Origin of the sequence: Streptomyces sp. NPDC087787 (genome assembly GCF_044743035.1) — a bacterium.
Classification (GTDB): Bacteria; Actinomycetota; Actinomycetes; order Streptomycetales; family Streptomycetaceae; genus Streptomyces.
Genome location: NZ_JBIUVQ010000030.1, coordinates 16,484 through 42,632, shown reverse-complemented (window position 1 = coordinate 42,632; position 26,149 = coordinate 16,484). Strand labels below are relative to the sequence as shown.

General features: G+C 73.1%; 21 protein-coding genes. 6 read left to right on the top strand and 15 right to left on the bottom strand.

From position 1 onward, the window contains the following. Positions 1-60: 60 nt before the first annotated feature. Positions 61-894, top strand: a complete 834-nt coding sequence (locus ACIOWN_RS32350) for a (2Fe-2S)-binding protein (RefSeq protein WP_401984179.1) — start codon at positions 61-63, stop codon at positions 892-894. A 327-nt stretch (positions 895-1,221) separates the two neighbouring features. Continuing rightward, positions 1,222-2,259 (top strand): DUF2637 domain-containing protein, encoded by a 1,038-nt coding sequence (locus ACIOWN_RS32345; RefSeq protein WP_362357240.1) that lies wholly within the window; start codon positions 1,222-1,224, stop codon positions 2,257-2,259. A 62-nt stretch (positions 2,260-2,321) separates the two neighbouring features. Here ACIOWN_RS32345 and ACIOWN_RS32340 read toward each other — a convergent pair whose 3' ends face one another. From ACIOWN_RS32340 to ACIOWN_RS32325, 4 genes are all read right to left on the bottom strand, one after another. Continuing rightward, positions 2,322-2,816, bottom strand: a complete 495-nt coding sequence (locus tag ACIOWN_RS32340) for an ATP-binding protein (protein WP_362357241.1) — start codon at positions 2,814-2,816, stop codon at positions 2,322-2,324. 206 nt (positions 2,817-3,022) lie between these two features. After that, entirely contained in the window at positions 3,023-4,765 is a 1,743-nt protein-coding gene (locus ACIOWN_RS32335) for a pyruvate dehydrogenase (protein ID WP_362357243.1), read from the bottom strand. 65 nt (positions 4,766-4,830) lie between these two features. Beyond that, positions 4,831-5,733: a protein phosphatase 2C domain-containing protein gene (locus tag ACIOWN_RS32330; protein ID WP_401984177.1), complete on the bottom strand. Its 903-nt coding sequence runs from the start codon at positions 5,731-5,733 to the stop codon at positions 4,831-4,833. Between the two features lie 112 nt (positions 5,734-5,845). Further along, positions 5,846-6,139: a hypothetical protein gene (locus ACIOWN_RS32325; protein ID WP_401984175.1), complete on the bottom strand. Its 294-nt coding sequence runs from the start codon at positions 6,137-6,139 to the stop codon at positions 5,846-5,848. A 1,082-nt stretch (positions 6,140-7,221) separates the two neighbouring features. Between ACIOWN_RS32325 and ACIOWN_RS32320 the strand changes: the two genes are divergently transcribed. Continuing rightward, positions 7,222-8,211 carry a helix-turn-helix transcriptional regulator gene (locus tag ACIOWN_RS32320; protein ID WP_362357247.1) on the top strand — a complete coding sequence of 330 codons (990 nt, stop codon included), beginning with the start codon at positions 7,222-7,224 and terminating at the stop codon, positions 8,209-8,211. Here ACIOWN_RS32320 and ACIOWN_RS32315 read toward each other — a convergent pair. Beyond that, positions 8,172-8,723: a methylated-DNA--[protein]-cysteine S-methyltransferase gene (locus tag ACIOWN_RS32315; protein ID WP_362357249.1), complete on the bottom strand. Its 552-nt coding sequence runs from the start codon at positions 8,721-8,723 to the stop codon at positions 8,172-8,174. The genes ACIOWN_RS32320 and ACIOWN_RS32315 overlap by 40 nt on opposite strands. Continuing rightward, the gene (locus ACIOWN_RS32310) at positions 8,720-10,120 is read right to left on the bottom strand and encodes a DNA-3-methyladenine glycosylase 2 family protein (protein WP_401984187.1); all 1,401 of its coding nucleotides are present in this window, start codon (positions 10,118-10,120) and stop codon (positions 8,720-8,722) included. The genes ACIOWN_RS32315 and ACIOWN_RS32310 overlap by 4 nt, the downstream gene beginning before the upstream one ends. Before the next feature lie 156 nt (positions 10,121-10,276). Between ACIOWN_RS32310 and ACIOWN_RS32305 the strand changes: the two genes are divergently transcribed. Together ACIOWN_RS32305 and ACIOWN_RS32300 are read left to right on the top strand one after the other, a co-directional pair. Then, positions 10,277-10,798: a hypothetical protein gene (locus ACIOWN_RS32305; protein ID WP_362357251.1), complete on the top strand. Its 522-nt coding sequence runs from the start codon at positions 10,277-10,279 to the stop codon at positions 10,796-10,798. A gap of 28 nt (positions 10,799-10,826) precedes the next feature. Continuing rightward, positions 10,827-11,333 (top strand): hypothetical protein, encoded by a 507-nt coding sequence (locus tag ACIOWN_RS32300; protein WP_362357253.1) that lies wholly within the window; start codon positions 10,827-10,829, stop codon positions 11,331-11,333. Between the two features lie 82 nt (positions 11,334-11,415). Here the strand turns inward: ACIOWN_RS32300 and rsgA are convergent, their stop codons facing one another. From rsgA to ACIOWN_RS32275, 5 genes are all read right to left on the bottom strand, one after another. After that, positions 11,416-12,546, bottom strand: coding sequence for a ribosome small subunit-dependent GTPase A (gene rsgA, locus ACIOWN_RS32295; RefSeq protein WP_362357255.1), 1,131 nt, complete (start codon positions 12,544-12,546; stop codon positions 11,416-11,418). A gap of 293 nt (positions 12,547-12,839) precedes the next feature. Further along, complete coding sequence (gene narI / locus ACIOWN_RS32290) at positions 12,840-13,610, bottom strand: respiratory nitrate reductase subunit gamma (RefSeq protein WP_362357257.1); 771 nt, start codon at positions 13,608-13,610, stop codon at positions 12,840-12,842. Next, entirely contained in the window at positions 13,607-14,269 is a 663-nt protein-coding gene (gene narJ, locus ACIOWN_RS32285; RefSeq protein WP_401984172.1) for a nitrate reductase molybdenum cofactor assembly chaperone, read from the bottom strand. The genes narI and narJ overlap by 4 nt, the downstream gene beginning before the upstream one ends. Next, on the bottom strand, positions 14,266-15,942 hold the full coding sequence (narH, locus tag ACIOWN_RS32280; RefSeq protein WP_362357261.1) for a nitrate reductase subunit beta: 1,677 nt from the start codon (positions 15,940-15,942) through the stop codon (positions 14,266-14,268). Before narH ends, narJ begins: the two co-directional genes overlap by 4 nt. Before the next feature lies 1 nt (position 15,943). Then, positions 15,944-19,693: a nitrate reductase subunit alpha gene (locus tag ACIOWN_RS32275; RefSeq protein ID WP_401984171.1), complete on the bottom strand. Its 3,750-nt coding sequence runs from the start codon at positions 19,691-19,693 to the stop codon at positions 15,944-15,946. Positions 19,694-19,931: 238 nt separating this feature from the next. On the opposite strand from ACIOWN_RS32275, the gene ACIOWN_RS32270 reads away from it, so the two are divergent. Beyond that, positions 19,932-20,354, top strand: coding sequence for a pyridoxamine 5'-phosphate oxidase family protein (locus tag ACIOWN_RS32270; RefSeq protein ID WP_362357263.1), 423 nt, complete (start codon positions 19,932-19,934; stop codon positions 20,352-20,354). Between the two features lie 83 nt (positions 20,355-20,437). On the opposite strand, the gene ACIOWN_RS32265 is transcribed toward ACIOWN_RS32270, so the two are convergent. From ACIOWN_RS32265 to ACIOWN_RS32250, 4 genes are all read right to left on the bottom strand, one after another. Further along, complete coding sequence (locus ACIOWN_RS32265) at positions 20,438-21,415, bottom strand: Acg family FMN-binding oxidoreductase (protein WP_362357265.1); 978 nt, start codon at positions 21,413-21,415, stop codon at positions 20,438-20,440. A 381-nt stretch (positions 21,416-21,796) separates the two neighbouring features. Further along, positions 21,797-22,687, bottom strand: a complete 891-nt coding sequence (locus tag ACIOWN_RS32260; protein WP_362357267.1) for a DUF1918 domain-containing protein — start codon at positions 22,685-22,687, stop codon at positions 21,797-21,799. Between the two features lie 176 nt (positions 22,688-22,863). After that, on the bottom strand, positions 22,864-23,553 hold the full coding sequence (locus tag ACIOWN_RS32255) for a response regulator transcription factor (protein ID WP_326804724.1): 690 nt from the start codon (positions 23,551-23,553) through the stop codon (positions 22,864-22,866). Between the two features lie 145 nt (positions 23,554-23,698). Beyond that, on the bottom strand, positions 23,699-26,083 hold the full coding sequence (locus tag ACIOWN_RS32250; protein WP_401984169.1) for a phosphoketolase: 2,385 nt from the start codon (positions 26,081-26,083) through the stop codon (positions 23,699-23,701). Positions 26,084-26,149: the final 66 nt, after the last annotated feature.

The window sequence follows — 26,149 nt, the reverse complement described above, 5'->3', positions numbered from 1 at the left end:
TCGATCGACTGAAGTAAGGTAAGCCTTGCCTACAGTCGATGCGAAAACGGTGGATCCGGCATGCCTGTGCCCTCTTCGGCCGTGGCGGAGGCCTACGCCCGCCTCACCGAGGTCTTCCCCGGCCTCACGGTGACGGAGCCCGGCCCCGGCGAGCCCGTCCCGGACGGCGGCGGCTGGACCCCGGCCGCCTCCCTCGCGGCGGGCGGGACCGCCCTGGACGCCTTCCTGGCCTGGGACGACGCCCAGGTGCTGCGCGACTACGGCACACCCGCCCGCCCGGACGTCGTGGCGAGCTTCGGACTGCACCGCTACGCCTGGCCCGCCTGCCTGCTGTTCACCGTGCCGTGGTTCCTGCACCGCCGGGTGCCCCGCCTCCCCGTGACCCACGTCTCCTACGACCGGGCCGCCGGCCGCATGGCCGTACGTCCCACCGCCTTCGCCTGCCTGCCGGGCGACCCGGCCGCCGCACTGCCCGGCGCGCGCGTCGCGCCCGACGAGGAGGCGCTGCGAGCCGAACTGCGCGCGGCCGTCGCCGAGCACCTGGAGCCCGTACTGACCGGGTTCGGCCCCCGTATGCGCCGGCGCGGGCGCGCCCTGTGGGGCATGGCGACCGACGAGATCGTCGAGGGGCTCTGGTACGTCGCCCATCTGCTCGGCGAGCAGCGGCGGGCGATGCGCGAACTGGAACTGCTGCTGCCGGGAGCGACCCGGCCGTACGTCGGCTCCGCCGCCTTCCGGGAGCTGACCGGGCCGGACGGCGAGTCCCTGCCCACCCGCGACCGGGCGAGCTGCTGCATGTTCTACACCGTGCGCCCCGAGGACCTCTGCGTCACCTGCCCGCGTACCCGCGACGCGGACCGGATCGCCAAACTGACGGCCGCCGCCGCGGGTTGAACCGCCGTCACACCGGGACGAACCCGCCCCTGTGGTCCGAAGGACGCCCCGCGATCGCGTAAGATCACCTGCGACTGGGACACCCACAAGGTCACAGGTGATTCACAAAATCCTCACCTGCCGCGGGAACTATCCGCGGAACCATCCGTATGGGTAGTCTTATTCGAACTCAACTCCCGCCCCTCAAGCGGCAGTTCGAGCAGAACGCCGCCCCGGGCATCCCCTTGCACCTCCTTGGCGGCCTCTTGCCCCGAAAACCCCTGAGGGCCGATGGGATTGGGTCACTATGGCGGGCGTTACGCCCTATCCCAATGCAAGGGACCCCAGATGAGACTGACCGACATATCGCTGAACTGGCTGCTTCCGGGCGCCGTGCTGCTCCTGGGCGTGCTGACGGCGGTTGCGGTGCTCGTGCGCGGCAAGCGCTCCTCCGGGGAGAACGCGAGCGCGGACGACTCGTGGGAGCGCAGCGAGGAGCGCCGCAGGCGCAAGGAGGCCGTCTACGGCACGGCCTCCTACGTACTGCTGTTCTGCTGTGCGGCGGTGGCCGCCGCGCTCTCCTTCCACGGCCTGGTCGGCTTCGGCGAGCAGAACCTCGGCCTGAGCGACGGCTGGCAGTACCTCGTGCCGTTCGGCCTGGACGGCGCGGCGATGTTCTGTTCCGTGCTCGCGGTGCGCGAGGCCAGCCACGGTGACGCGGCGCTCGGCTCCCGGATACTCGTGTGGATGTTCGCCGCCGCCGCGGCCTGGTTCAACTGGGTGCACGCGCCCAGGGGCATCGACCACGCGGGGGCGCCGCACTTCTTCGCGGGCATGTCTCTCTCGGCCGCGGTCCTGTTCGACCGCGCGCTGAAGCAGACCCGCCGGGCCGCCCTGCGCGAGCAGGGCCTGGTGCCGCGCCCGCTGCCGCAGATCCGCATAGTGCGCTGGCTGCGGGCGCCGCGTGAGACCTACAAGGCCTGGTCGCTGATGCTCCTGGAGGGCGTGCGCAGCCTGGACGAGGCGGTCGAAGAAGTGCGCGAGGACGAGCGCCAGAAGACGGAGAACCGGCGGCTGCGGCGCGAGCAGGAGCGCATGGAGCGGGCGCAGCTGAAGGCGCTCAGCCGGGGTCACCGCGGCTTCGCCGGGCGCGGCGGCCGGCAGACGGAGCAGCAGGCCCTGGAGCGCGGCTCCAGCCAGGTCACCACGGAGCCTGCCATAGCGGCGGCGGAGCTTCCGGTGCTCACGCGCGCGTCCCTGCAGCCCGTCCGCAAGGGTTCCGAGAGCGGCGCCGTCGACCTCACCGCGGAGGACGACACAATGGCGCTGCCGCGTCTCGACTCCCTGGAGCGCAAGCTCAAGGACCTGGAGCAGCAGTTCGGCTAGGAGCCGGTCGATCCGACCGGTGACGGGTGGGGCGCGGCCGTGCGGGCCGCGCCCCACCCGTTTCACGCGGCCTGGGCGCCCAGTTCGAACCAGACGGACTTTCCGACGCCGTGCATGCACACGCCCCAGGTGTCCGCGAGGGACTGCACCAGGACCAGGCCACGCCCGCCGGTACTCTCGCCCGTCCCCTGGGCCCTGGGCCGGGGCCGTCGGGCGACGAAGTCCCGTACCTCCACGCGCAGTCCGTGCGTGGACACGGTGGCCGTCAGGACCGCGTCGGCGTCGGTGTGGACGAGCGCGTTGGTGACCAGTTCGCTGGTGAGCAGTTCCGCGACGTCCGACGTGCCCGGCCCGCCCCAGTGGCGCAGCAGTGCGCGCAGCGCCCGTCGCGCCTCGGGCACCGCCTTGAGATCGGCCCGTCCCAGCCTGCACCTGAGCTGGGGCGGCGCGGGCCGGCCGGGTAAGCCGCCCGCCGCTCTTTCCGTCTGTTCCTCCGCCGTCCGAGCCGAAAAGGCCCCGCCCATGGTGGGACCGCCCCCTCGCGCCTGCGTCTCCATGTCCCCCGTCCGCGTGCCGATGTCGGTTCCCCTCCGGTTCGAACACGTTCACGGAGATCCATGCCCCATCGAGCACACGTCAGTCATGCCGGATGCCCGATGCCCGGGCGTTCGGACAACTCCAGTCGAACTTGGCCGAAGTACGACGCTTTCTCACGGCGCCTCGGTTTCGGTCAGTGCGGTGGCCGGCGCGACGCGGCAGCTCACTACGGCCGGGGCACGTTGCGCAGGTTGGAGCGGGCCATCTGCACCATGCGGCCTACGCCTCCGTCCAGGACCATCTTCGAGGCCGACAGCGCGAACCCGGTCACCATCTCGGCCCTGATCTTCGGCGGGATCGACAGGGCGTTGGGGTCGGTGACGACGTCCACGAGGGCGGGGCCCTTGTGGCTGAATGCCTCCTTCAGGGCGCCCGCGAGATGCTTCGGCTTCTCCACCCGGACGCCGTGGGCGCCGCAGGCGCGGGCGACGGCGGCGAAGTCGGGGTTCCTCATGGCCGTCCCGTAGGAGGGCAGGCCCGCCACCATCATCTCCAACTCCACCATCCCCAGGGAGGAGTTGTTGAACAGGACGACCTTCACGGGCAGGTCGTACTGCACCAGGGTCAGGAAGTCGCCCATCAGCATGGCGAACCCGCCGTCCCCGGACATGGACACGACCTGGCGGCGGCGGTCGGTGAACTGCGCGCCGATCGCCATCGGCAGGGCGTTGGCCATCGAGCCGTGCGAGAAGGAACCGATGATGCGGCGGCGCCCGTTGGGCGAGATGTAACGGGCGCCCCAGACGTTGCACATGCCGGTGTCGATGGTGAACACGGTGTCGTCGTCGGCCACTTCGTCCAGGACGGCGGCCACGTACTCGGGGTGGATCGGGACATGCTTGTCCACCTTCCTCGTGTACGCCTTGACGACCCCCTCCAGCGCGTCCGCGTGCTTCTTCAGCATCCGGTCCAGAAAACGCCGGTCGGTCTTGACCCGCACCCTCGGCACGAGGCAGCGCAGGGTCTCCTTCACGTCGCCCCACACCGCGAGGTCGAGGCGGGAGCGGCGGCCGAGGTTCTCCGGCCGGACGTCGACCTGGGCGATCTTCACATCGGTGGGCAGGAAGGCGTTGTACGGGAAGTCCGTGCCGAGCAGGATCAGCAGGTCGCACTCGTGGGTGGCCTCGTAGGCGGCACCGTAGCCGAGCAGTCCGCTCATGCCGACGTCGTACGGGTTGTCGTACTGGATGAACTCCTTGCCGCGCAGCGCGTGCCCGACCGGGGACTTGATCCGCTCGGCGAACTCCATCACCTCGGCGTGCGCGCCCGCCGTGCCGCTGCCGCAGAAGAGGGTGATCCGGTCCGCCTCGTCGATCATCTCGACGAGCCGGTCGATCTCGGCGTCGCCGGGCCGGACGGTGGGCCGGGAGGTGACGATGGCGGTCTCGGCGGCCCGCTCGGGCGCGGGCTCGGCGGCGATGTCGCCGGGCAGGGCCACCACGCTGACGCCGCGGCGTCCCACCGCGTTCTGGATGGCCGTCTGGAGCAGCCGGGGCATCTGCTTGGGGTTGGAGATCAGTTCGCTGTAGTGACTGCAACCGGCGAACAGCCGGTCGGGGTGGGTCTCCTGGAAGTAGCCGAGGCCGATCTCGCCGGAGGGGATGTGCGAGGCGAGGGCGAGGACCGGGGCCATGGAGCGGTGGGCGTCGTAAAGGCCGTTGATCAGGTGCAGGTTGCCGGGCCCGCAGGAGCCGGCGCAGGCCGTGAGATGTCCCGTGACCTGCGCCTCGGCGCCGGCCGCGAAGGCGGCGGTCTCCTCGTGGCGGACGTGGATCCAGTCGATGGCGGCGTTGCGGCGGACCGCGTCGACGACCGGGTTCAGGCTGTCCCCGACCACGCCGTACAGGCGTTTGACTCCGGCGCGGACGAGGATGTCGACGAACTGCTCTGCGACGCTCTGCTTGGCCATGGCTCTCCGGCACCCCTTCGGTCCGCCGCGGATCCTTCGCCTCCATGAAGGCACAGCCCCGGCGCTCACGCCTCCCACACGGCGGCGGCCGTACGGTCGTCCGCGTATCCCTTGACCCGTGCCTGGGCGTCCGCCAGGAACGCGGCCAGGCCCGGCGGGGCGGGGTCGGACCACCGTCGGGCGAGGTGGGCGCACAGCTCGGGCTCGCCGCGGAGCGGGTCGGCCAGACCGGCGGTGCACATCAGCAGCGTGTCACCCGGTTGGGCCACGGAGGCGCGGAAGCGGAAGGGTTCGCGGGGCGGTTCGGGGGCCGGGTCGTACGGGTTCGGCGGGGTGGTGATGCCGAGGTCGATGGTGAGCCGGTCGCCGTCCGGGGTCTCGGACGGCGGCGAGCCGAAGCCGACCACGGGGTGGCCGGGCGTCTCGGCGACGCCGGGTTCGATGTCCTGCCACTCGCCCTCGCGCAGCCGGAACAGGCCGCCGGGACCGACGCCGAAGAACACGCGCACGCGGCATTCGGGGTCGGCGGGCAGGAGCAGGCAGCGCAGGCCGGCCGAGTACTGCCCCGGGTCGACGCCCTGTCCGGCGGCATCCGCGCGGAGCCTGCCGAGGCTGCGGTCGGTGAGGCGGTGCAGGCCGGACTTCAGGTCGCCGCGCCGGGCGGCGCGGATGTCCTCGGTCAGCCGTGCGTGGCTGCGGCCCACGGCCTCGGCGATCCACCGGCACACCTCGGCGGCCGCGCGGTGCGCCCCCGGGGCGGCGCGGGCGCCGGTGGCCATCGCGACCAGCACGAGTGCCTGGTCCCCCGCGCCGAAGCGCGCGGTGAGCATCGCGTCGCGTCGCGACTCGCCCCGGTACCTCGCGGAGTCGCCCCGCACCGACACGGCCCGCAACGTGCAGCTCCCGTACGCGGCCCCGTCCAGCACGGTGTCGGGCACCACGTCGTCCAGCCCCTCCGGTTCCGCCATCGGCAACGCGGTGGGCTCGGCCGCGTAGGTGGGCGGCCGGGCTCCGACGTGACGAACGGTGAGGTCGGCGCCCCGGGCATCCGGTGCGGCGTACGCCGCCCCACGGGCCGCCTCACGCCCGGAACCGCCCACGGCCCCGGCGGCCGGAGGTTCCGGCGGCGAGGGAGGCGCGGAGGGCGGCGGGGGCACGGCGGAGGACGGAGAAGCGGACGGCAACGGAGGTGAGGCAGGGGGCGAGGACGGGGGCGAGGACGAACGAGCGGGCGAGACGGAGAGCGAGTAAGGAGGCGGAGAAGCAGGCGCGGGCACGGACCCCCGCGGAGGCGAGGACGGAGGCGGAGAAGCAGGCGCGGACGGAGAAGCAGGCGCAGGCGGAGGCGACGACGGAGGGAGCGAAGACGGCCACGGGGGCGCGGACGGAGGAGGGGGCGAGGACGGGGGCCGCCTCGCGGCGGGGCCGGCCGGGTCGGCGGCGTTCCCGGGCGAGGAGCCGCCCGAACCGGAGCCGGTGACGCCCCAGGACGTCGACTCGGTGGGCCCCGACGACCGGCTCTCGCCCGGCCCCTCTGCGAAGGCGGGCGGTTGAGCCGCCCACCCCGACGCCGGTCGCCCGTCGTCCCCGGCCCCCCTCGAATCCGCCTCGTCCCCCGGCGCCCGTCGGGCCTCCATCGCCCCGGACTCCCAAGCAGCCCCCGCTGTCGGAGCGTCGGCCGGGGCGGACGGCCGGGGCGATCGTTCGGACTCCTCCGGATCGGAGTCCCGGGCAGCTCCCGGCACCGAGCCCTCAGCCGGGGCGGAGGACCGGGCCGTCCCCGAAGGCGGGGCCTGCGGTGTGGGGTCGGGGGTGTCGCGCCACCAGTCCCGTTCCGGGGCCCGGGTGTTGGCCGGGGCGTTGTCCGGAGTGGGTGGTGGTGTGCCCCGGGAGGGGGCGCCCAGTGTTCCGGTCGCTGAGGCGAAGCGGTCGTCCAGGGTGTCGCCCTCGGACGCTGGGCCGGTGTCCCCGACGGAGTCGTTGTACAACTGGCCCCACCAGTCGTCCTCTTGACCGGTGGGACTTCCCCCCTGCTGGCTCATGCCGCCAATTGTCCACCGCACGGGCCCGGTGGGAACGGGGCATCGGGAAATCCGGACGAAGTCGCCGGGCGGCTCCACCCCCCACGGATGAGCCGCCCGGCGACATCATGGCCCGGTCGGCCGAAATCCCGCCGTCCGGAACACCCCCGACGCGGCCCGCGGTGTCCGGACCGGGCGCCGCGGGCAGGGGCCGCCGAACGCCCCGACCACCGCACCCGGCGCGTATCCGCGCAGGCCACGGCGGTGGCCGGACACCGGGCACCCGTCGGTGCTTCGGTGGCGCCACCTTGTCAGAGTGACCGGTGGTACGGCGATGATGTGCCGCGGCGGGTTTGCGCCGTGGCTGTTTCCCGCCACCGCCGACGCGCCGCGGAACGTGATGCCGTGGCTCCGAAAGGGGAGGGACAGCAGCTGATGCTGGCAGCGATAGGCCTGGACGAGACACACGAGGCGGCGTACCGGGTCCTGGTGTCCGTGGGCGCCGCCGAGGTCCCCGATCTCGCGCGCCGGCTGACGCTCGGCGAGCGGGACACCGAGCACGCCCTGCGCCGCCTGGAGCGGCACGGACTCGCGGCCCAGTCCCCCACCCGGCCCGGCCGCTGGGTGGCCGCGCCGCCCGGGGTGGCACTGGGCGCGCTGCTCACCCAGCAGCGCCACGAGCTGGAGAAGGCGGAACTGGCCGCCGCGCTGCTCGCCGAGGAGTTCCGCGCCGCGGCCTCCGAGCCCGCCGTGCACGACCTGGTCGAGGTGGTCACCGGCGCCCCCGCGGTCGCGCAGCGCTTCCTCCAGCTCCAGCTCGGGGCGAGCGAGGAGGTGTGCGCGCTGGTCACGGGCAACCCGATCGCCGTCTCCTCGCTGGAGAACCACGCCGAGGAGCAGGCGGTCGCCCGCGGGGTCCGCTACCGGGTGGTCCTTGAGCGCTCCGTACTGGACCGGCCGAACGGCGTCGCGGAGCTGACCGCCGCGCTCAGCCGCGACGAACAGGTGCGGGTCGTCGAGACCGTGCCGACCAAACTGGTCATCGCCGACGGCACGCTCGCCATGGTGCCCCTCACCTCGCGCGCCCCGGAGCCCACCGCTCTGGTCGTGCACGCCAGCGGCCTGCTGGAGCTGCTGTACGGGCTGTTCGAGTCGGTGTGGCGGCAGGCGCTGCCGCTGCGGCTCGGGGAGTCCGGTGTGACAGAGGAGGGCCCGGACGGCCCCGACGCCATCGATCTGGAGGTTCTGTCGCTGCTGCTGGCCGGGCTGACCGACGCGAGCGTCGCCAAGCAGCTCGACCTGGGCCTGCGGACCGTGCAGCGCCGGGTGAAGCGGCTGATGGAGCTGACCGGGGTGAGCACCCGGCTCCAACTGGGCTGGCACGCCTACGAACGGGGCTGGGTGTCCCGCGAGCGCCACGGCTGACGCGATTGCAGCGCGCCCTCCAGGGCGAGCAGCCGCACCTTCCGTTCGAGACCGCCCGCGTACCCGGTCAGGGAACCGTCCGCGCCGATCACGCGGTGGCAGGGGCGCAGCAGCAGAAGCGGGTTGGCGCCGATGGCTCCGCCGACGGCCCGAACAGCGGCGCGGGGAGCGCCGATCCGCGCGGCGATCTCGCCGTACGTGGCCGTCGAGCCGTACGGAACGTCGTCGAGGGCGGCCCACACCCGCTCCCGGAAGGCGGTGCCGGAGGTGCGCAACGGCAGCCGGAACTCCTTGAGTTCACCGGCGAAGTAGGCCTCCAGCTGTTCCTCCGCCTCGCGGAAGGGCCCGGCGTCATGCCGCCAGGCGGCCTGGACCTCGCGACCGCCCTTCTGGCCGGGCACGGACAGCGAGGTCAGCGCGCCGGTGGAGTCGGCGGTCAGCAGCAGCGGGCACAGCGGGCTGTCGAGGGTGGTCCAGTACGTCGTACCGGTTAGGGTCGTGTGCGTGGTCATGGGGTCGTCTCCAGCTCTTCGGCGGCACACAGGTGCCGCAGGGCGTACGAGCGCCAGGGGCGCCAGCTTTCGGGGGCGTCCGCGCCGGGCGGGGCCACGTCGGGGTCGCCGAGGGCGCGGGTGCGGATGACGGCGGCCGTGGCCGGATCCAGGCCGGGCAGGGCGAGCAGCGCCCGGTGCGTGTCGTCGCGGTCGGCGCCGGGGTCGAGCCGTACCGTGCCGTCGGCGAGGGCGGCGGCCAGGGCGCCCAGGGGGCCGTCCGGCTCGGCCCCGGCGAGGACGTCCGGCTCGGGGAAGAGGTGGGTCAGCGTGCCGCTGGGCGCGTCCAAAGCCTTGCCGTAGCGCCGTACCAGTTCCGCGGCGGCCGCCGGACCCACCAGCGCGCGGATCGCCGTCTCCGGCGGGTCCGCCGAACCCGGCGAGCGCAGGCCTGGCCGGGCGGCGACCAGCGGGGCCAGCCGCGCATCCGCGCCGAGCCGCTCGTCGACGGCGTACGGGTCGGCGTCCAGGTCGAACAGCCGGCGCAGCCGCTGCACGGCCGTGGTCAGATCGCGCGGGTCGGTCAGGTGGAGCCGGGCCTCCAGCCAGCCGCCGGGATGGGCACCGGACCCGGCCCGCGGCGCGCCGGAGCGCTCGTCCACGGCGACGGTCCCGGTGCCGTACGGCAGGCGCAGGGTGCGCCGGTAGGTCCGCCGTCCGGGCCTGCCGCCGATCTCCTCGACGCCGGGCACGGCCTCGTGCTCCAGCAGGTCGAAGACGGGCCCTGACTGGTAGGGGCCCCGGTGGGCGAGCCGCAGCGGGATGCCCGCGGTGGGTGCCGCGGGACGGCGGCCCCGGGCGCTGCGGGCGGTGTCGCGCAGCTCGCTGGGGGTCGCGGCGTAGACGGACCGCATCGTGTCGTTGAACTGCCGCACGCTGGCGAATCCGGCCGCGAACGCGATCCGGGTGACCGGCAGGTCCGTGGTCTGGAGCAGGACGCGCGCGCTGTGCGCCCGCTGGGTACGGGCGAGCGCGACGGGCCCGGCGCCCAGCTCGGCGGTGAGCTGCCGGCGCACCTGCCGCTCGCTGTAGCCGAGCCGCGCGGCGAGTCCGGCGACGCCCTCCCGGTCGATCACGCCGTCGCCGATCAGCCGCATGGCCCGCCCGACGGCGTCGGCCCGGACGTTCCAGTCGGCGGAGCCGGGCACCGCGTCCGGCCGGCAGCGCCGGCAGGCGCGGAAGCCCTCGCCCTGCGCGGCGGCTGCCGTGGCGTAGAACCGCACGTGGTGCCGTCTGGGGGTGACGGCCGGGCAGCTGGGACGGCAGTAGATGCCGGTCGTCTCGACGGCGAAGAAGAACTCCCCGTCGAACCGGCCGTCCCGGCTGCGTACGGCCTCGTACCTGCTGTCCTCGTCCATCACGCCGTCCAGTGTCCGCCTGCGCGCGGGGGTGCCGCTGGCGGAAATCGGACACCGCGCCCGGCGCGACACCTGTGCGGGATTGGTACATGCGCGTGTCCGTGTACGCGTCCTGTCGGCGCCTACGGGCGCCGCGGCGGCGGCACTGGTACCTCTGTGGGCCAACTGATCCTCGGGAGAACGCACTTCTATCTCGACATCGGTCCCGGCGGCGAACCGGCCTCCGACTTCCGGATCACCGGCCTCGTTCCCGCTCGCGACCGCGGCGGCCTGACCCGGCTCCGGGCCCGGGTGCGCAACACCGGGGCGCGGGCCGTGGACCTCACCGGCAGGCTGATGCTGAGGAGCGGCCCGGACGGGCTGGCGGCAGGGCCCTTCGCCGGCAGTCAGGGGCCCACGCTCGCACCCGGCGACACCGGCGAGATCGCCTTCGTTCTCGGCAGCCGCATTCCCGACGGGCCCTGGACGGCTGACGTCACCCTGCGCAGCGGACTCGTCGAGCACACCGCCACCGGGCGCCTCTCCTTCCCCGACGCCGGAGACGGGCGGCCGGTACAGGCGATGATCGCCTCCGTCGGTTCCCACCGCCGCCTCTGGGCGACAGGCGGCGCCGTCCTCGCGGCCCTCGGCCTGGCCGTACTCGCCGTACGCGGACGCGGCCGGAACACCTCTTCCTGACCACACACCACAGCACCGACGGACATTCGTGCACACTCGCATCCTGCTCACCACCGCCCTGCTCACGGCGGTCATCCAGCCCTCCCCCTCGGACGCGGAGCCGCCCCCCACCCGTGCTCCGGCGGCCTCGGACCTCACGATCAGCGTGCCGGCCACCGCCAATCTGGGCGTGGCCTCGGCCGGCAGCACGCACAGCGCCCGACTGGGCACCGTCACCGTCACCGGCCAGCAGGAGCCGGAGTGGACGGTCACCGTGACCGCCACGGCGCTGACCACAGCGGGCGGCACGATCCCCACCGGCGACATCGCGTACTGGTCCGGGCCCGCCACCGCCGAATCGTCCCCCGGAACGTGCCATCCAGGACAGAGCGGTGCCGGCAGCCAGGTCACGCTGAACGCGGCGCGCACGGCGTTCTCCTACTCGGGGTCGAGCGGCAACGAGAGCTGCAGCTGGAACCCGGCCGTGGTCATCACCGTGCCCGCCAACGCTCCCGTCGGCCAGTACACCGGCACCATCACCCACTCCGTCGCCTGATCGGCTGCCACCCCGCGCAGCAGCGGATACCTCCCCATTCCGCACGGCCGGACCAACGATCGGACGATCGGAAAGACGCTGCCTAGCGCCACCGCCCCCGCTTGGCCTCCATCGCCGCCCGGCCCTCGGCGCCCTTGCGCTTCCAGTCCCGTCGGATCTCCGAGCGCAGCCGCGCGTCGGTCTTGGCGACGATCCACTGGTTCTCGCGCAGGAGCTTGCGGTAGCTCTCCAGCCGCCGCTGGGGCAGCTCGCCGGCGTCGACGGCGGCCAGCACCGCGCACCCGGGCTCGCTGTCGTGGGCGCAGTCGTGGAACCGGCACCGCCCGGCCAGCTCCTCGATCTCGGAGAAGACCTGTCCGACCCCGCTCTCGGCGTCCCACAGGCCCACCCCGCGCAGCCCCGGCGTGTCGATCAGCACACCGCCGCCGGGCAGCGCGAGGAGGTTGCGGGTGGTGGTCGTGTGCCGGCCCTTGCCGTCGACGTCCCGCGCGGCCTGCACGACCATGACGTCGTCGCCGAGCAGCACGTTCGCGAGCGTGGACTTGCCCGCTCCGGACGAGCCGAGCAGCACGGACGTGCCCGAGGAGACGACGGCGAGGAGGACGTCGAGCCCGTCCCCGGTGAGGGCGCTGACGGGCAGCACGGGCACGCCGGGCGCGCTCGTCTCCACGTCCTGGACGAGGTACCCCAGCCCCGTCGCGTCGGGCACGAGGTCGGCCTTGGTCAGCACGATCAGCGGCTGCGCGCCCGATTCCCAGGCCAGCGCCAGGTAGCGCTCGATACGGCCGAGGTCGAGTTCGACCGCGAGGGACACCGCGATGATCGCGTGGTCGACGTTGGCGGCGAGGATCTGCCCCTCGGACCGCTTGGAGGAGGTGGAGCGCACGAAGGCGGTGCGGCGCGGCAGTGTCGTACGGACGTAACGCGGGTTGCCGCCGGGCTCGACGGCGACCCAGTCACCGGTGCACACCACCCGCATCGGGTCGTGCGGGGTGACGAACGCGGTGTCCGCGCGCAGCACACCGCCTGTGGTGACGATGTCGCACTGTCCCCGGTCGACGCGGATCACCCGGCCCGGCAGCAGGCCTTCGGCGGTGTACGGGGTGAAGACCGTCTCCCAGCCCTCGTCCCAGCCGTAGGGGGCGAGAGGGTGCGGCGAGACGGAAGAAGGAAAGGAAGGGACGGACGGAACGGAAGAAGCGGAGGAACGCAAGGGGGAACCCTTCACGAGGGCGGCCCCGACGGCCCGCGCGGGTGTGCGCGGGCGTGGCAGGTGGTGTCAGCCGGTGGCCGCGGAGGTGGAGTGGATGATCCTGGGATTGCGGGCAGCGCCCATCACCGAGACAGCCATGGGTCACACCTCCTCTTCCTCAACGAGAGCTCACGAGAGCTCAGCGCACCGAAGCCGACCGGCAGCGACGGCCGTAACCCTCCGCTGGTCGCGCGCCTCACCGTAGGGGAGCACGGTGAGGCGGCGCCACCGAATTACGGTGGCGCCGCCCGCCGTCATCCGATCCGTTCCCAGCCGCGGCGCGGTGGTCTTGTGCCGAGGCGGGGGTCTCGGCTGCGGTAGACGATGTAGGGGCGGGTGAGGTAGCCGACCGGCGCGGTGAGCATGTGGACCAGGCGGGTGAAGGGCCAGGCGGCGAAGAGCAGCATGGCGCTGAGGGCGTGGAACTGGAAGAGCAGCGGCACGCCGCTCATCAGGTCCGGGCGCGGTTGCACGGCGAAGACGGACCGGAACCAGGGGGAGATGGTCTGCCGGTAGTCGTAGCCCCCGCCGACGACGTTCGCGGCGACGGTGGCGGACAGGCCGAGCGCGATGGTCACGGTGAGGGAGACGTACATCGCCTTGTCGTTGCGCGTGGTGGCGGAGAACACCGAACCCACCGTGCGGCGGCGGTAGACGAGGATGGCGAGACCTCCGACCGTGCACACCCCGGCGACGGTGCCGAGGACGACGGCCAGCCAGTGGTACGTGGTCTCGCCGATGCCGACCGCCCGCGTCCAGCTCTCGGGGACGACCAGCCCGCCGATGTGGCCGAGGATCACGACGAGGATGCCGAAGTGGAACAGCGGGCTGCCGATCCGCAGCAGCCTTTTCTCGTAGAGCTGCGAGGAGCGGGTGGTCCAGCCGAACTTGTCGTAGCGGTAGCGCCAGATGTGCCCGAGGACGAAGACGGCGAGGGCGAGGTAGGGCACCACCACCCACAGCAGGGTGCTGCCGGTGCCGGTCTGGGCGGCCGTGGTGAGGGGCTGCGCGGGCGCGGTCGTCATCGCGGGCCTCCTGCCGGGCCGGGCATGAACTGGGGTGGCGTGTAGGGGGCGAGCCCGACCTGTTCCTCGGGCGGGCCCTCGGCGGCGAGCCGGGCGACCGCCTGCTGTTCGTCGCCCTTCAGCGGCGGCAGCGTGGCGGAGACGGACTCCAGTACGGCCGTCCAGGGCGAGTCCTCGGCGCGCAGGGCCAGGCGGAGCAGTTCGAGACCGGCGCGGTGCTCGGTGAGCAGCCGGTGTCCGGTGGCCGGTTCCGCGGCCGCGAACTCCAGGACGACGGCGAGGTGGTCGGGCAGTTCGTCGTCGGCGAGGCGCAGCCCGGCGGCGGCGTAGGTCTGTTTCAGGCGGAGCAGCGCGACTCCGCGCCTGCGGGTGTCGCCGTGCGCGTAGTAGGTCAGGTAGGGGCAGCAGCGCTTGCGGTGGTCGAAGGTGGCGACGTAGGCGGCGGCGAGTTCTCCGGCCGGTGTGTGCCCGGCGTGCCCGGTGAAGCGGAGCAGGGGGGCGCGGACGCGGTCGGGCAGGGCGGCGGCCGCGTGGCGGGCCAGGGACAGCCGCTCGGGGAACTCCTCGTCCGGGTAGGCGAGCAGCAGGGACTGGACCTGCCAGGCGCGGGGGTGCCAGGACTCGGTGCGGGCCGGTGCGGTCCCGGTTTTCCTCCTCATGGTTTCGGCTCACCCTCACCGTCGCCGCCGGCGGGCGGGAACAGGCCGGGCGGGGAGCCCTTGCCGTCCCAGTTGAGCAGGTTGACGCGGGTGTCCTTGTCGACGGGGGCGGCCGGGGTGTCGGAGGTCTGCCGGTCGCGCAGGGCCCGGTAGTTCTCCACGGCGACCGGCGCGGCGCCGCCGGAGGTCTCGCCGAAGGGTCCGGAGCCTCCCATACCGGGGCCGCCCTCGTAGTCCAGGCTGCACTCGGTGACCGACTCCTCCAGGTCGTGGGCCTCTTCGGCGTGCGCGGGCGGGATGACGTACCGCTCGTCGTACTTGGCCAGGGCCAGCAGCCGGTACATGTCGTACATCTGCTCCTCCTCCATCCCGACCGACCGTGGGATCGCGGGGTCGGGTTCGCGGCCGAGGTTGATGTCGCGCATGTAGGAGCGCATGGCGGCCAGTCTGCGCAGGACGGCGTCGACGGGCGCGGGGTCGCCGGCGGTGAAGAGCCGGGCGAGGTAGCCGACGGGGATGCGCAGGGAGTCGACGGCGGCGAACAGGTTGCGGTGGTCCTCGGCGTCGTGCCCGGTCTCGCGCACGGCGTCGACGACCGGGGAGAGCGGCGGGATGTACCAGACCATGGGCAGGGTGCGGTACTCCGGGTGCAGCGGCAGCGCCACCCGGTAGGTGTTGATCAGGGCGTGCACCGGGGAGCGGCGGGCGGCCTCGATCCAGTCCCGGGGGATGCCGGCCCGCTCGCACGCGTCGGCGACCCGCGGGTCGTCCGGGTCGAGGAGGACGCGGCGCTGCGCCTCGTACAGGCCGGTGTCGTCGGGGGTGGTGGCGGCCTCGAGGACGCGGTCCGCGTCGTAGAGGACGAGGCCGATGTAGCGCAGCCGGCCGACGCAGGTCTCGGAGCAGACGGTGGGCAGGCCGACCTCGACGCGGGGGAAGCAGAAGGTGCACTTCTCGGCCTTGCCGGTGCGGTGGTTGAAGTAGACCTTCTTGTACGGGCATCCGGTCACGCACATACGCCAGCCCCGGCAGCGGTCCTGGTCGACCAGGACGATGCCGTCCTCGGTGCGCTTGTAGATCGCCCCTGAGGGGCAGGAGGCGGCGCAGGACGGGTTGAGGCAGTGCTCGCAGATGCGCGGCAGGTAGAACATGAACGTCTGCTCGAACTCCAGCCGGATCCGCTCGGAGATCTCGCCGAGCAGGACGTCCTTCTCGCCGTGCTGGGCGGATCCGCCGAGGTCGTCGTCCCAGTTCGCCGACCAGGAGATCTTCATGTCCTTGCCGGTGATGAGGGACTTGGGGCGGGCGACCGGGACGTGTTCCTGCAACGGGGCGTCGGTCAGCGTCTCGTAGTCGTACGTCCAGGGCTGGTAGTAGTCGTCCAGGCTCGGCAGGTTGGGGTTGGAGAAAATGCTGATGAGCTTCTTGAAGCGGCCGCCGGCCTTCAGCGTGAGCCTGCCGCGCCGGTTCAGGGTCCAGCCGCCCTGCCAGGTGTCCTGGTCCTCGTAGCGGCGCGGGTAGCCCTGGCCGGGCCGGGTCTCGACGTTGTTGAACCACACGTACTCGACGCCGGTCCGGTTGGTCCACGCCTGTTTGCAGGTGACCGAGCAGGTGTGGCAGCCGATGCACTTGTCGAGGTTCATCACCATCGCCATCTGGGCCATGGGGCGCATGTCAGTACGTCACCTCCTGGTCGGCGCGGCGGCGGATGACGGTCACCTCGTCGCGCTGGTTGCCGGTCGGGCCGAGGTAGTTGAAGGCGTACGACAACTGGGCGTAGCCGCCGATGAGGTGGCTGGGTTTGATCAGCAGGCGGGTGAGGGAGTTGTGGATGCCGCCGCGGCGGCCGGTGGTCTCGGTGCGGGGCACGTCAATCAGGCGGTCCTGGGCGTGGTGCATGTAGACGGTCCCCCGCGGCATCCGGTGCGAGACGACGGCGCGGGCGGCGACGACGCCGTTGCGGTTGACCGCCTCGATCCAGTCGTTGTCGCGCACGCCGGTCCTGGCCGCGTCCTCGGTGCTCATCCAGATGGTGGGTCCGCCGCGGGACAGCGACAGCATGAACAGGTTGTCCTGGTACTCGGAGTGGATGGACCACTTGTTGTGCGGGGTCAGGTACCGCACGGTCAGGCCGAGTTCGCCGGTCTCTCCCAGCCGTGGTTCGCCGAACAGGGCGTGCATGTCCAGCGGCGGCCGGTAGACGGGGAGTTGCTCGCCGAGCGCGGCCATCCAGTCGTGGTCGAGGTAGAAGTGCTGGCGGCCGGTGAGGGTGTGCCACGGCTTTCCGCGTTCGACGTTGACGGTGAACGGCGCGTAGCGGCGGCCGCCCGCCTCCGAACCGGACCACTCGGGGCTGGTGATGACCGGCACGGGGGCTTCCTGGGTGTCGGCGAAGGTGACCTGCTTGCCCTCGTGCTCCGCGGCCAGGTCGGCGAGCCGGACCCCGGTGCGGGCTTCGAGGGTGTGGAAGCCCTGGGTGGCCAGACGGCCGTTGGTGGTGCCGGACAGGGTGAGGATCGTCTCGCAGGCCTGCACGTCCCGGGCGAGCGCGGGCCGCCCGTCGGCCACTCCCCCGCGCACCGCGCCGTTCTTGTGCCGCAGGTAGTCCAGTTCGCGTTCCAGGCGGAAGGTGACGCCCTTGGTGGAGGCGCCGAGGGAGTCCAGGAGCGGGCCGAGCGCGGTCATCTTCTCGGCTACGGCGCCGTAGTCGCGTTCGACGGTGACCAGTCTCGGCATGGTGCGGCCGGGCTCGGGCGCGCACTCGCCTGCCTTCCAGTCCCGTACGCGGCCGTGCGGGGTGGCCAGTTCGTCCGGGGTGTCGTGCAGCAGCGGGGCGGCGACGACGTCCTTGCGCACGCCGAGGCGGGTGGCGGCGAGCCGGCTGAACTCGCGGGCCAGGGTGGTGAAGGCGTCCCAGTCGGTGCGGGTCTGCCAGGGCGGGGCGATCGCCGGGCTGAAGGCGTGGACGTAGGGGTGCATGTCGGTGCTCGACAGGTCGTGCTTCTCGTACCAGGTGGCGGCGGGCAGCACCACGTCCGAGAAGACGGTCGTGCTGGTCATGCGGAAGTCCAGTGTCAGCAGCAGGTCCAGCTTGCCGACAGGTGCCTCCTTGCGCCATCTCACGTCCCGGGGCCGCGCGCCGGGCGGCGCCTCGGCGGCGCTGACGGAGGAGTCGGTGCCGAGCAGGTGCTTGAGGAAATACTCGTTGCCCTTCGCGGAGGAGCCGAGCAGGTTGGCCCGCCAGACGGTCAGTACGCGCGGGAAGTTGGCGGGTGCGTCCGGGTCCTCGCCCGCGAACCCGAGCCGCCCTGACGTCAGTTGCTCCACCACGTGTTCGGCGACCGGGCGTCCGGCGGCCTCGGCCTCGTCGGCGAGGTCCAGCGGATTGCGGTCGAAGGTCGGGTAGGAGGGCATCCAGCCCATGCGCGCGGAGGCGGCGATCAGGTCCGCGGTGGTCCTCCCGGCGAAGGGGCCGCCCGCGCCGGCCGCCGCGAGGGTGTCGGCGGAGAACGGGTCGTAGCGGAACTGGTCGCTGTGCAGGTACCAGTACGCCGTCTGGATCATCTGCCGTGCCGGGCGGTTCCAGTCGGAGGCGGTCGCGAGCACGTTGTAACCGGTGAGCGGCCGGACCTTCTCCTGGCCCACGTAATGGGCCCAGCCACCGCCGTTGACGCCCTGGCAGCCGGTCAGTGTCGTGAGGGTGAGGAACGCCCGGTAGATGGTGTCGGAGTGGAACCAGTGGTTGGTGCCCGCACCCATCACGATCATCGAACGGCCGCGTGACTCCTCGGCGTTGGCGGCGAACTCCCGGGCGATGCGCGCGGCCCGCTCCGCGTCCACGCCGGTGATCGCGGCCTGCCAGGCGGGCGTGTACGGCTCGTCGGCGTCGTCGTACGACGCGGGCCAGCGGCCGGGCAGTCCGGGGCGGACCACGCCGTACTGGGCGAGCAGCAGGTCGTACACCGTGGTGACCAGCCGTCCGGCGATCCGCCGCACCGGGACGCCGCGCCGCAGCACGCCCGCGCCGCCGTCGGGGGCGTCGAAGCGGGGCAGTTCGACCGCCACCGGGGACTCGCCGCCGCCCTCGGCCGACAGCAGCGGGTCGGTATCGCCCAGGTCCAGGTTCCACCGTCCGGCCCCGCTCTCGCCGAACCGGTCGCCGAGGGTGCCGCCGGGGACGACCGGGCTGCCGTCGCCGTCCAGCAGGACCGTGCGGAACTCCGCGTGCTCGGCGGCGGCCGGTTCCCCGCCGAGGTCTGCCGCGGTCAGGAACTTGCCCGGCGTGTACGTCCCCGGCCCCACGTCCGTGCCCGGCTCGCGCTCGTCCAGGACGACCAGGAACGGCAGGTCCGTGTACCGCCTCACGTACTCCTCGAAGTACGGAGTGCGGCGGTCGGCGAAGAACTCCTTGAGCACCACGTGGCCCATGGCCATCGCCAGCGCCCCGTCCGTGCCCGGCCGCGCGGGCAGCCACTCGTCGGCGAACTTCACGTTGTCCGCGTAGTCCGGGCTGACCGCGACGACCTTCTGGCCCCGGTAGCGGGCCTCGGTCATCCAGTGCGCGTCCGGGGTACGGGTCACCGGCAGGTTGGAGCCCCACATGATCAGGTAGCCGGCGTCCCACCAGTCCCCCGACTCCGGCACGTCCGTCTGGTCGCCGAAGACCTGCGGTGAGGCGACCGGCAGGTCCGCGTACCAGTCGTAGAAGGACAGCATCACGCCGCCGAGCAGCGAGTAGAAACGGGCGCCCGCCGCGTGCGAGACCATCGACATCGCCGGGATCGGCGAGAACCCGGCCAGCCGGTCGGGACCGTACTCCTCGATGGTGTGCACATGCGCCGCGGCGGCCAGCTCCACCGCCTCCGCCCAGCTCGTCCGCACCAGGCCGCCCCTGCCGCGCGCGGCCTTGTACCGGCGGGCCCGCGCCGGGTCGGAGACGATGTCCGCCCAGGCCGCGACCGGATCGCCGAGCCGGGCTTTCGCCTCCCGGTACATCCGGAGCAGCACACCGCGCACGTACGGGTAGCGGACTCGGGTCGGCGAGTACGTGTACCAGGAGAACGCGGCGCCGCGCGGGCAGCCGCGCGGCTCGTACTCGGGGCGGTCCGGGCCGACCGAGGGATAGTCGGTCTGCTGGGCCTCCCAGGTGATGATGCCGTCCTTGACGTACACCTTCCACGAGCAGGATCCGGTGCAGTTCACGCCGTGGGTGGAGCGCACCACCTTGTCGTGCGACCAGCGGTCCCGGTAGAAGTCGTCCGCCTGACGGCCGCCGGTCCTGTGCAGGGTGCGCAGGTCCGGGGAGACCTCCGCCCGGGTGAAGAACCGGCGCGAGCCCACCAGTGCCTGCGTCAGTTCGCCGTCCAGGCCCGGCGGTGGGGTTCCGCGTGTGCGCTTGGACGCCGGGTCGGTCTCCTTGGCCACCGCGCCGCTCCCTTCCGGGTCCGGTCCCGCCCGTTGGCCGCTCGCTCTGCCGGCGAGTGGCGTCCGCCCCGTCCGCACGACACGATCGGCACGGCCGGCACCCGCGCACCAAAGGATTCCACCGACCCGGCCGTCCCGCCCCCCGAGGCGGCGGCACTTGAGGCGTCCGGCGGAACCCGCCGAAGATGTGGGCCAACAGGCCCTAACGGCAGGCCGGGTGCGTGGCGACCATGGGAGGGTGTCCGACAACGATGGCTTTCGCTCGATGGACCGGCGGGAGTGCCTGCGCCTGATGGCCGAGGTACCGGTGGGCCGTGTCGTCTACACCCAACGGGCGCTGCCCGCGGTGCTGCCCGTCAACTTCGCCCTTGCGGCGGACGCGTCCGTGCTGCTGCGCACCTCCGCCGGATCGGACCTCGTGCGCGCCGTCGACGGGGTCGTGGTCGCCTTCGAGGCGGACGCCTTCGACGTGGAGAGCCGGTCGGGCTGGAGCGTGGTCGTCACCGGCCGGGCCACCGTGGTCACCGATCCGGTCGAGCACCAGCGTCTCCTGAGCACCGGGCCGCGCTCCTGGATGCCGATCGAGGAGGACGTCTTCATCCGCATCGAGGCCACCATGGTCACCGGACGGGAACTCACGGATCTGCGCGTTCCGGGCTGAGCGGCCGCGCGACGACGGTTCGACGACCCGGGCGGGCCGGGGCAGGCGTTCCGCACGCCGCCCGGCCCGCCCGTCGTGCGCGTTCATCCTGTCCCTTCGGCCCATGCGCCGGCCGCGCGCGGGGTGCGGCCGCCGTCCGGGCCGTAGCCGAAGCGGATCAGCAGGTGAGGGCGGCAGCGGAGCCTCGGGGCGGCCGTCGCCGCCCGCAGGTCGGGCCACTCCATCGCCTGGTGCAGCATGGAGGTGCGCACCCCGTACCGGGTGGCCACCAGCAGGGCCCGCTCCATCGCCTGGCCCGCGCGCAGCCAGTCCTCCCGCCGGTCGTGCGGTGTCCACAAGAGGGCAACCTGCGCGTGCCGTTCGAACCGCAGCGCGGGCGGACACAGTCCCGGCAGCGGGCCGGTGAAGTCCCGCACGGGCATCCGCCCGGCCGTGTCCCGCGGGCCCAGCGAGGTGAGTGGAATGCCGTGCGGGAAGGGGGTGTCCGGGGCGTTGACCCAGGCCCTGGTCTCGGCGGTACGGGCCGGGTCGGCGGCGTTGCGCGCCTCGGCCTGCGCGGTCAGGCTCAGCAGGCGCCGGGTGCCGGCGAAGTCGGGCACGTCCAGGTGGGCCCCCTCGATCCGGGCCGCCTTGACCATCTCCAGCACGATGTGCTCCGGCACCGGCCGCCCGGTGAACGGCATCCGGCTGGTGTGCCGGCGCGCGATCGCGTCGTACAGGCCGGGGTACGACGGCTGCGCGTCCGGCGCGGCCACGAACAGCCGGACGGTGGCCAGCAGGCCGGGGTCGCCCGGGTCGGGCAGGAGCGTCACGAGGGGGTCCCAGCCGAGGTGGGCCGCGGTGACCCGCAGGTTGAGGACGGCCGCGCCCACGGAGAGGTGCTGGGCGCGCCGCACCGGATCGGCCAGTGGCAGGGACCGTGGGTCCGCGCGGACGTGGATGGACCGGGTGCCGGCGTCCAGGCCGAACCGCCAGGGCTGGGTGTTGTGGATCGACGGAGCCGCCACGGCCGAGTACAGCAGGCTCTCCAGGGTGGTCGCGTCGACTACTGGTGTCCGCATGACGGCTCCTCCCGTGGGCTCCCTGGCCGCTTCCCCGCCCACCCTCCGTCGCCGGCCGGCCCGGCCGGAAGGGCTCAGCGGGCCCTCGGCACGGCCCGCTGGTCCCGACCTGGGCCGGGGCCCCTGCCGGGGCCGGACGGCCCTGGTGCGGCGACGGCCCGTGTGGTGTCATGGGAGTGACGGGAAGGACCGGAAGACGCGGGGAAGCGGTGAAAACCCGCGCACCGCGCAATCAGGATCCGCGAGAAGTGGATTGTCCTTCCCGTCCACTCCTGTCCGCCGCGCCCGGGCCATTCGCGTACGCAGCGCACGGTGTCCGTCCCGGCACGGTGTCCGTCGCGCCGTCCCTTCATGTCCGGCCGGAGCCCGGGCCCGGCCCGTTCACCGGTCCGCGGGGGTGATGCGGCGTCCCGTCAAGCGGACGGGGCGGATGCGCACCCAGAGGGTCCGGGGCCCGCCCGCCCAGGGGTCGGAGTGGGCCCGCTCCCCCAGGCGGCGTACGGCGTCGGCCTCCGTGACCGCTTCGGCGCGGCCGACCGCCAGCACGCTCCAGCCCCGGCTCGTCGTCTCGTCGACGTGGTCCACCTCGAAGGCCACCTCGTGGCCGACGGCGCAGGCGGCAACCGCGCCGGGCGTGGTGCGGAAGACGAGGTCGTCGTCCACCACGTCGTAGTTGACCGGGAAGACGGCGGGCCCGTCCGGGCCGGTCAGCGCGACGCGTCCCACTCCGTGCGTGGACAGCAGCTCCCGGCACTCGTCCGGGCCGAGGTGGGTCAGGCGGGGGTGGAGCAGCGCCTGTCCCTGCCCGGGCGGCAGGTCCTGGTCGCCGCCGCTCAGCGTGATCGCTGTGGTGTCCAGCGCGTCGGCCAGCCTCACGACGGTCCCGATCCCGGGCGCCGAGGGGCGCTGCTCCAGATACGCGAGGTACTGCGGGGACATCCGGGCCCGGCCCGCCGTCTCCTCCAGGCTCAGTCCCCGCTCTCGGCGGGCGGCCGCCAGACGTCGGCCGAAGTCCCCCGGCCGGGCTGGCGCCGCGCCGGAGGACTGCTCGGGTGCCGGTCCACCGACCGCGGTCTCTGCTACCTCCCCGGGGTGCCGGACATGGGCGTCCGGGCCAGGGAACACCAGCGTGATCTCGCCGGTGTCGGACCACCGCACGTCGTACGGCGGGGTGCCGTCCTCGTGGTGCAGGCCGACGATCTCGCCGTCGCGCCGAGCGTCACCGGTGGCCGGGCTTTCGACGACCAGTCGGTCGCCCAGCTGAGCATGCATGGCGATGCCTCCCTAAAGGGCTTCCGCCCTCCAGGATCCCCCGCTCCCGGCGCCCGCACCAACGGACCCGGGGTCCCTCGCAAAAGGGACGAACGACGCCGTCCCCGCAGGTCCGGAGCGACGACACCGGCGGACACGCCGGCCGCGGCTGAGGCACCGGCCGTGCGGGGCCGGGGTCAGGAGGTTCCGCGCAGCCGGTCCTTGGCCTGGGTGGCGATGACGGCGGCCTGGATGCGCCGCTCCACGCCGAGCTTGGCGAGCAGGCGGGAGATGTGGTTCTTCACCGTCTTCTCGGCCAGGTAGAGGCGCTGGCCGATCTGGCGGTTGGTCAGGCCCTCGCCGATCAGGGCCAGGATCTCCCGTTCCCGGTCGGTCAGTCCGGGCAGCGTGTCCGGCTCCTCCTGCGGCTGCTGTCCGCCGCGCAGCCGGGCCATCAGCTTCGTGGTGGCACTGGGGTCGAGCAGCGACTGGCCGCTCGCCACGGTGCGCACCGCCGAGACCAGGTCCGAGCCCCGGATCTGCTTCAGCACATAGCCGGAGGCGCCCGCCATGATCGAGTCCAGCAGTGCCTCCTCGTCGTCGAACGAGGTCAGCATCAGGCAGGCCAGTTCCGGCAGGCGGGAGCGCAGTTCGCGGCAGACGGTCACGCCGTCGCCGTCCGGCAGGCGCACGTCGAGCACCGCCACGTCCGGGCGCAGGGCGGGTACGCGCACCAGGGCCTGGTCGGCGGTGGCGGCCTCGCCCACCACCGTGATGTCCGGTTCGTCGTTCAGCAGGTCGTGCACCCCGCGCCGTACCACCTCGTGGTCGTCGAGGAGGAAGACCCGGATCGGGGTGTCCGGTCCGGCCTGCTCACGGTCCGCCATCGGTCGCTCCTTGTGATGTGTCGGCTTTCCTCAAGGATCCTTCCCCGAAGCACGTGCGCGGACCAGGGCCGGTCGGCCCTGGTCCGCGCACGCCCGTGATGGGATCCTGTCCGCCGCCCCGCGCGCTGCAGAGGGAGCGTCCCGGTCAGCCGTCCCAGGACCAGTCCGCCACCTCGGGCAGGTCCACGCCGTGCTCCCGGATCCAGGCGTGGTGGCGCAGCCGGGTGTCCTCCATGCGTTGGCGGACGGCGGCGGCGCGCACCGCGAGGCCGGGGACGCGGTCGATGACGTCCATGACCAGGCGGTAGCGGTCCAGGTCGTTGCTGACCACCATGTCGAACGGCGTGGTCGTGGTGCCGATCTCCTTGTAGCCGCGTACGTGCAGGTGGGGGTGGCCTGCGCGCCGGTAGGCCAGGCGGTGGATCAGCCACGGGTAGCCGTGGTAGGCGAAGATCACCGGCTTGTCCGGCGTGAACAGGCCGTCGTACTCGAAGTCGGTCATCCCGTGCGGGTGCTCCTCGCTGGGCAGCAGCCGGGCGATGTCGACGACGTTGACCACGCGCACCGCCAGGTCGGGCAGGTGCCGGCGCAGCAGCTGGGCGGCGGCCAGCACCTCCTGGGTCGGCACGTCGCCCGCGCAGGCCAGCACGACGTCCGGTTCGCGGACGCCGTCCTCGGTGCCGGCCCAGTCCCAGATGCCGGCTCCGCGCGCGCAGTGCACCGTGGCCTGCTCCATGGAGAGCCAGTCGAAGCAGGGCTGCTTGCCGGCGACGATCACGTTGACGTAGTCGCGGCTGCGCAGCGTGTGGTCGGCCACGGAGAGCAGGGTGTTGGCGTCCGGCGGGAAGTAGACCCGGACCGCTTCGGGGCTCTTGTTCAGGATGTGGTCGACGAAGCCGGGGTCCTGGTGGGAGAAGCCGTTGTGGTCCTGGCGCCACACGTGCGAGGTCAGCAGGTAGTTGAACGAGGCGATGGGGGCCCGCCAGGGCAGCCGGCGGGTGGTGCGCAGCCATTTGATGTGCTGGTTGACCATCGAGTCGACGATGTGCACGAAGGCCTCGTAGCAGGAGAACAGTCCGTGCCGGCCGGTGAGGAGGTAGCCCTCCAGCCAGCCCTGGCAGGTGTGTTCGGACAGGATCTCCATCACCCGGCCGTGCGGGTCGAGGTGCTCGTCCACCGGCAGGGTCAGGGCCTGCCAGGCCTTGCCGCTGGCGCCGTAGACGGCCTGGAGGCGGTTGGAGGCGGTCTCGTCTGGGCCGACGAGCCGGAAGTCGCGCCGGTCGGCGGTGGCGGCCATGACGTCCTCGAGCAGGTCGCCGAGGACGCGGGTGGGCTCGTGCAGGGTCGCCCCGGGCTTGTCGACCTCGACGGCGTACTTCTCCAGCGGGGGCAGCGGCAGTTCGCGCAGCAGGAGGCCGCCGTTGGCGTGCGGGGTGGCGCCGAGCCGGCGGGCACCGTGCGGGACGCAGGCCAGCACGTCGGGGCGCGGGGCGCCGTGCTCGTCGAACAGCTCCTCGGGGCGGTACGAGCGCAGCCACCGCTCCAGCTGCCGCAGGTGCTCGGGGTTGTCCCGGACGGCGGCCAGCGGGACCTGGTGGGCGCGCCAGGTGCCCTCCACGGGCACCCCGTCGACCTCGGCGGGGCCGGTCCAGCCCTTGGGGGTGCGCAGCACGATCATGGGCCAGCGGGGCCGCTCGGTGGCGCCGTCGGTGCGGGCGGCGCGCTGGAGGGCGGCGATGCGGTCGAGGGCGGTGTCCAGGGCCGCGGCCATGGCGCGGTGCACGGCGGCCGGGTCGTCGCCGGTGACGTGGACCGGGTCGTGGCCGTAGCCGCGGAGCAGTTCGTCGAGTTCCGCCTCGGGAAGGCGGGCCAGGACGGTCGGGTTGGCGATCTTGTAGCCGTTGAGGTGCAGGACCGGCAGGACCGCTCCGTCGTGGACCGGGTCGAGGAACTTGTTGGAGTGCCAGGACGCGGCCAGCGGGCCGGTCTCCGCCTCGCCGTCGCCGATGACGCAGGCGACGACCAGGTCCGGGTTGTCGAGCGCGGCGCCGTAGGCGTGGGAGAGGGAGTAGCCGAGTTCGCCGCCCTCGTGGATGGAGCCCGGTGTCTCGGGGGCGACGTGGCTGGGCACCCCGCCGGGGAAGGAGAACTGCTTGAACAGCCGCGCCATGCCGGAGGCGTCCCGGGTGATGTCCGGGTAGGTCTCGGTGTACGAGCCCTCCAGCCAGGAGTTGGCCAGCACGGCGGGCCCGCCGTGGCCGGGGCCCCAGACGCACAGGGCGTTCAGGTCACGGGCCTTGATGACGCGGTTGAGGTGGGTGTGGACCAGGTTGAGGCCGGGCGAGGTGCCCCAGTGGCCGAGCAGGCGCGGCTTGATGTGTTCCGGGCGCAGCGGTTCGGCCAGCAGCGGGTTGCCCATGAGGTAGATCTGGCCGACGGAGAGGTAGTTCGCGGCACGCCAGTGGGCGTCAAGCGTCGCGAGCTCCTCGTCCGTGAGCCCGGCGGCTGCCTGCTGCGTCTCGACGGACATCGGGTTTCCTTCCGGGTCGGGACAGCGGTCGGGGTACCGCGTGGGGGTGGGGATACCGCGTGCCGG

Coding starts and splice junctions, on each gene's coding strand:
- ACIOWN_RS32350 (WP_401984179.1), top strand. CDS start 61: ATGCCTGTGCCCTCTTCGGCCGTGGCGGAGGCCTACGCCCGCCTCACC.
- ACIOWN_RS32345 (WP_362357240.1), top strand. CDS start 1,222: ATGAGACTGACCGACATATCGCTGAACTGGCTGCTTCCGGGCGCCGTG.
- ACIOWN_RS32340 (WP_362357241.1), bottom strand. CDS start 2,816: ATGGAGACGCAGGCGCGAGGGGGCGGTCCCACCATGGGCGGGGCCTTT.
- ACIOWN_RS32335 (WP_362357243.1), bottom strand. CDS start 4,765: ATGGCCAAGCAGAGCGTCGCAGAGCAGTTCGTCGACATCCTCGTCCGC.
- ACIOWN_RS32330 (WP_401984177.1), bottom strand. CDS start 5,733: ATGGCGGAACCGGAGGGGCTGGACGACGTGGTGCCCGACACCGTGCTG.
- ACIOWN_RS32320 (WP_362357247.1), top strand. CDS start 7,222: ATGCTGGCAGCGATAGGCCTGGACGAGACACACGAGGCGGCGTACCGG.
- ACIOWN_RS32315 (WP_362357249.1), bottom strand. CDS start 8,723: ATGACCACGCACACGACCCTAACCGGTACGACGTACTGGACCACCCTC.
- ACIOWN_RS32310 (WP_401984187.1), bottom strand. CDS start 10,120: ATGGACGAGGACAGCAGGTACGAGGCCGTACGCAGCCGGGACGGCCGG.
- narI (WP_362357257.1), bottom strand. CDS start 13,610: ATGACGACCGCGCCCGCGCAGCCCCTCACCACGGCCGCCCAGACCGGC.
- narJ (WP_401984172.1), bottom strand. CDS start 14,269: ATGAGGAGGAAAACCGGGACCGCACCGGCCCGCACCGAGTCCTGGCAC.
- narH (WP_362357261.1), bottom strand. CDS start 15,942: ATGCGCCCCATGGCCCAGATGGCGATGGTGATGAACCTCGACAAGTGC.
- ACIOWN_RS32265 (WP_362357265.1), bottom strand. CDS start 21,415: ATGCGGACACCAGTAGTCGACGCGACCACCCTGGAGAGCCTGCTGTAC.
- ACIOWN_RS32260 (WP_362357267.1), bottom strand. CDS start 22,687: ATGCATGCTCAGCTGGGCGACCGACTGGTCGTCGAAAGCCCGGCCACC.
- ACIOWN_RS32255 (WP_326804724.1), bottom strand. CDS start 23,553: ATGGCGGACCGTGAGCAGGCCGGACCGGACACCCCGATCCGGGTCTTC.
- ACIOWN_RS32250 (WP_401984169.1), bottom strand. CDS start 26,083: ATGTCCGTCGAGACGCAGCAGGCAGCCGCCGGGCTCACGGACGAGGAG.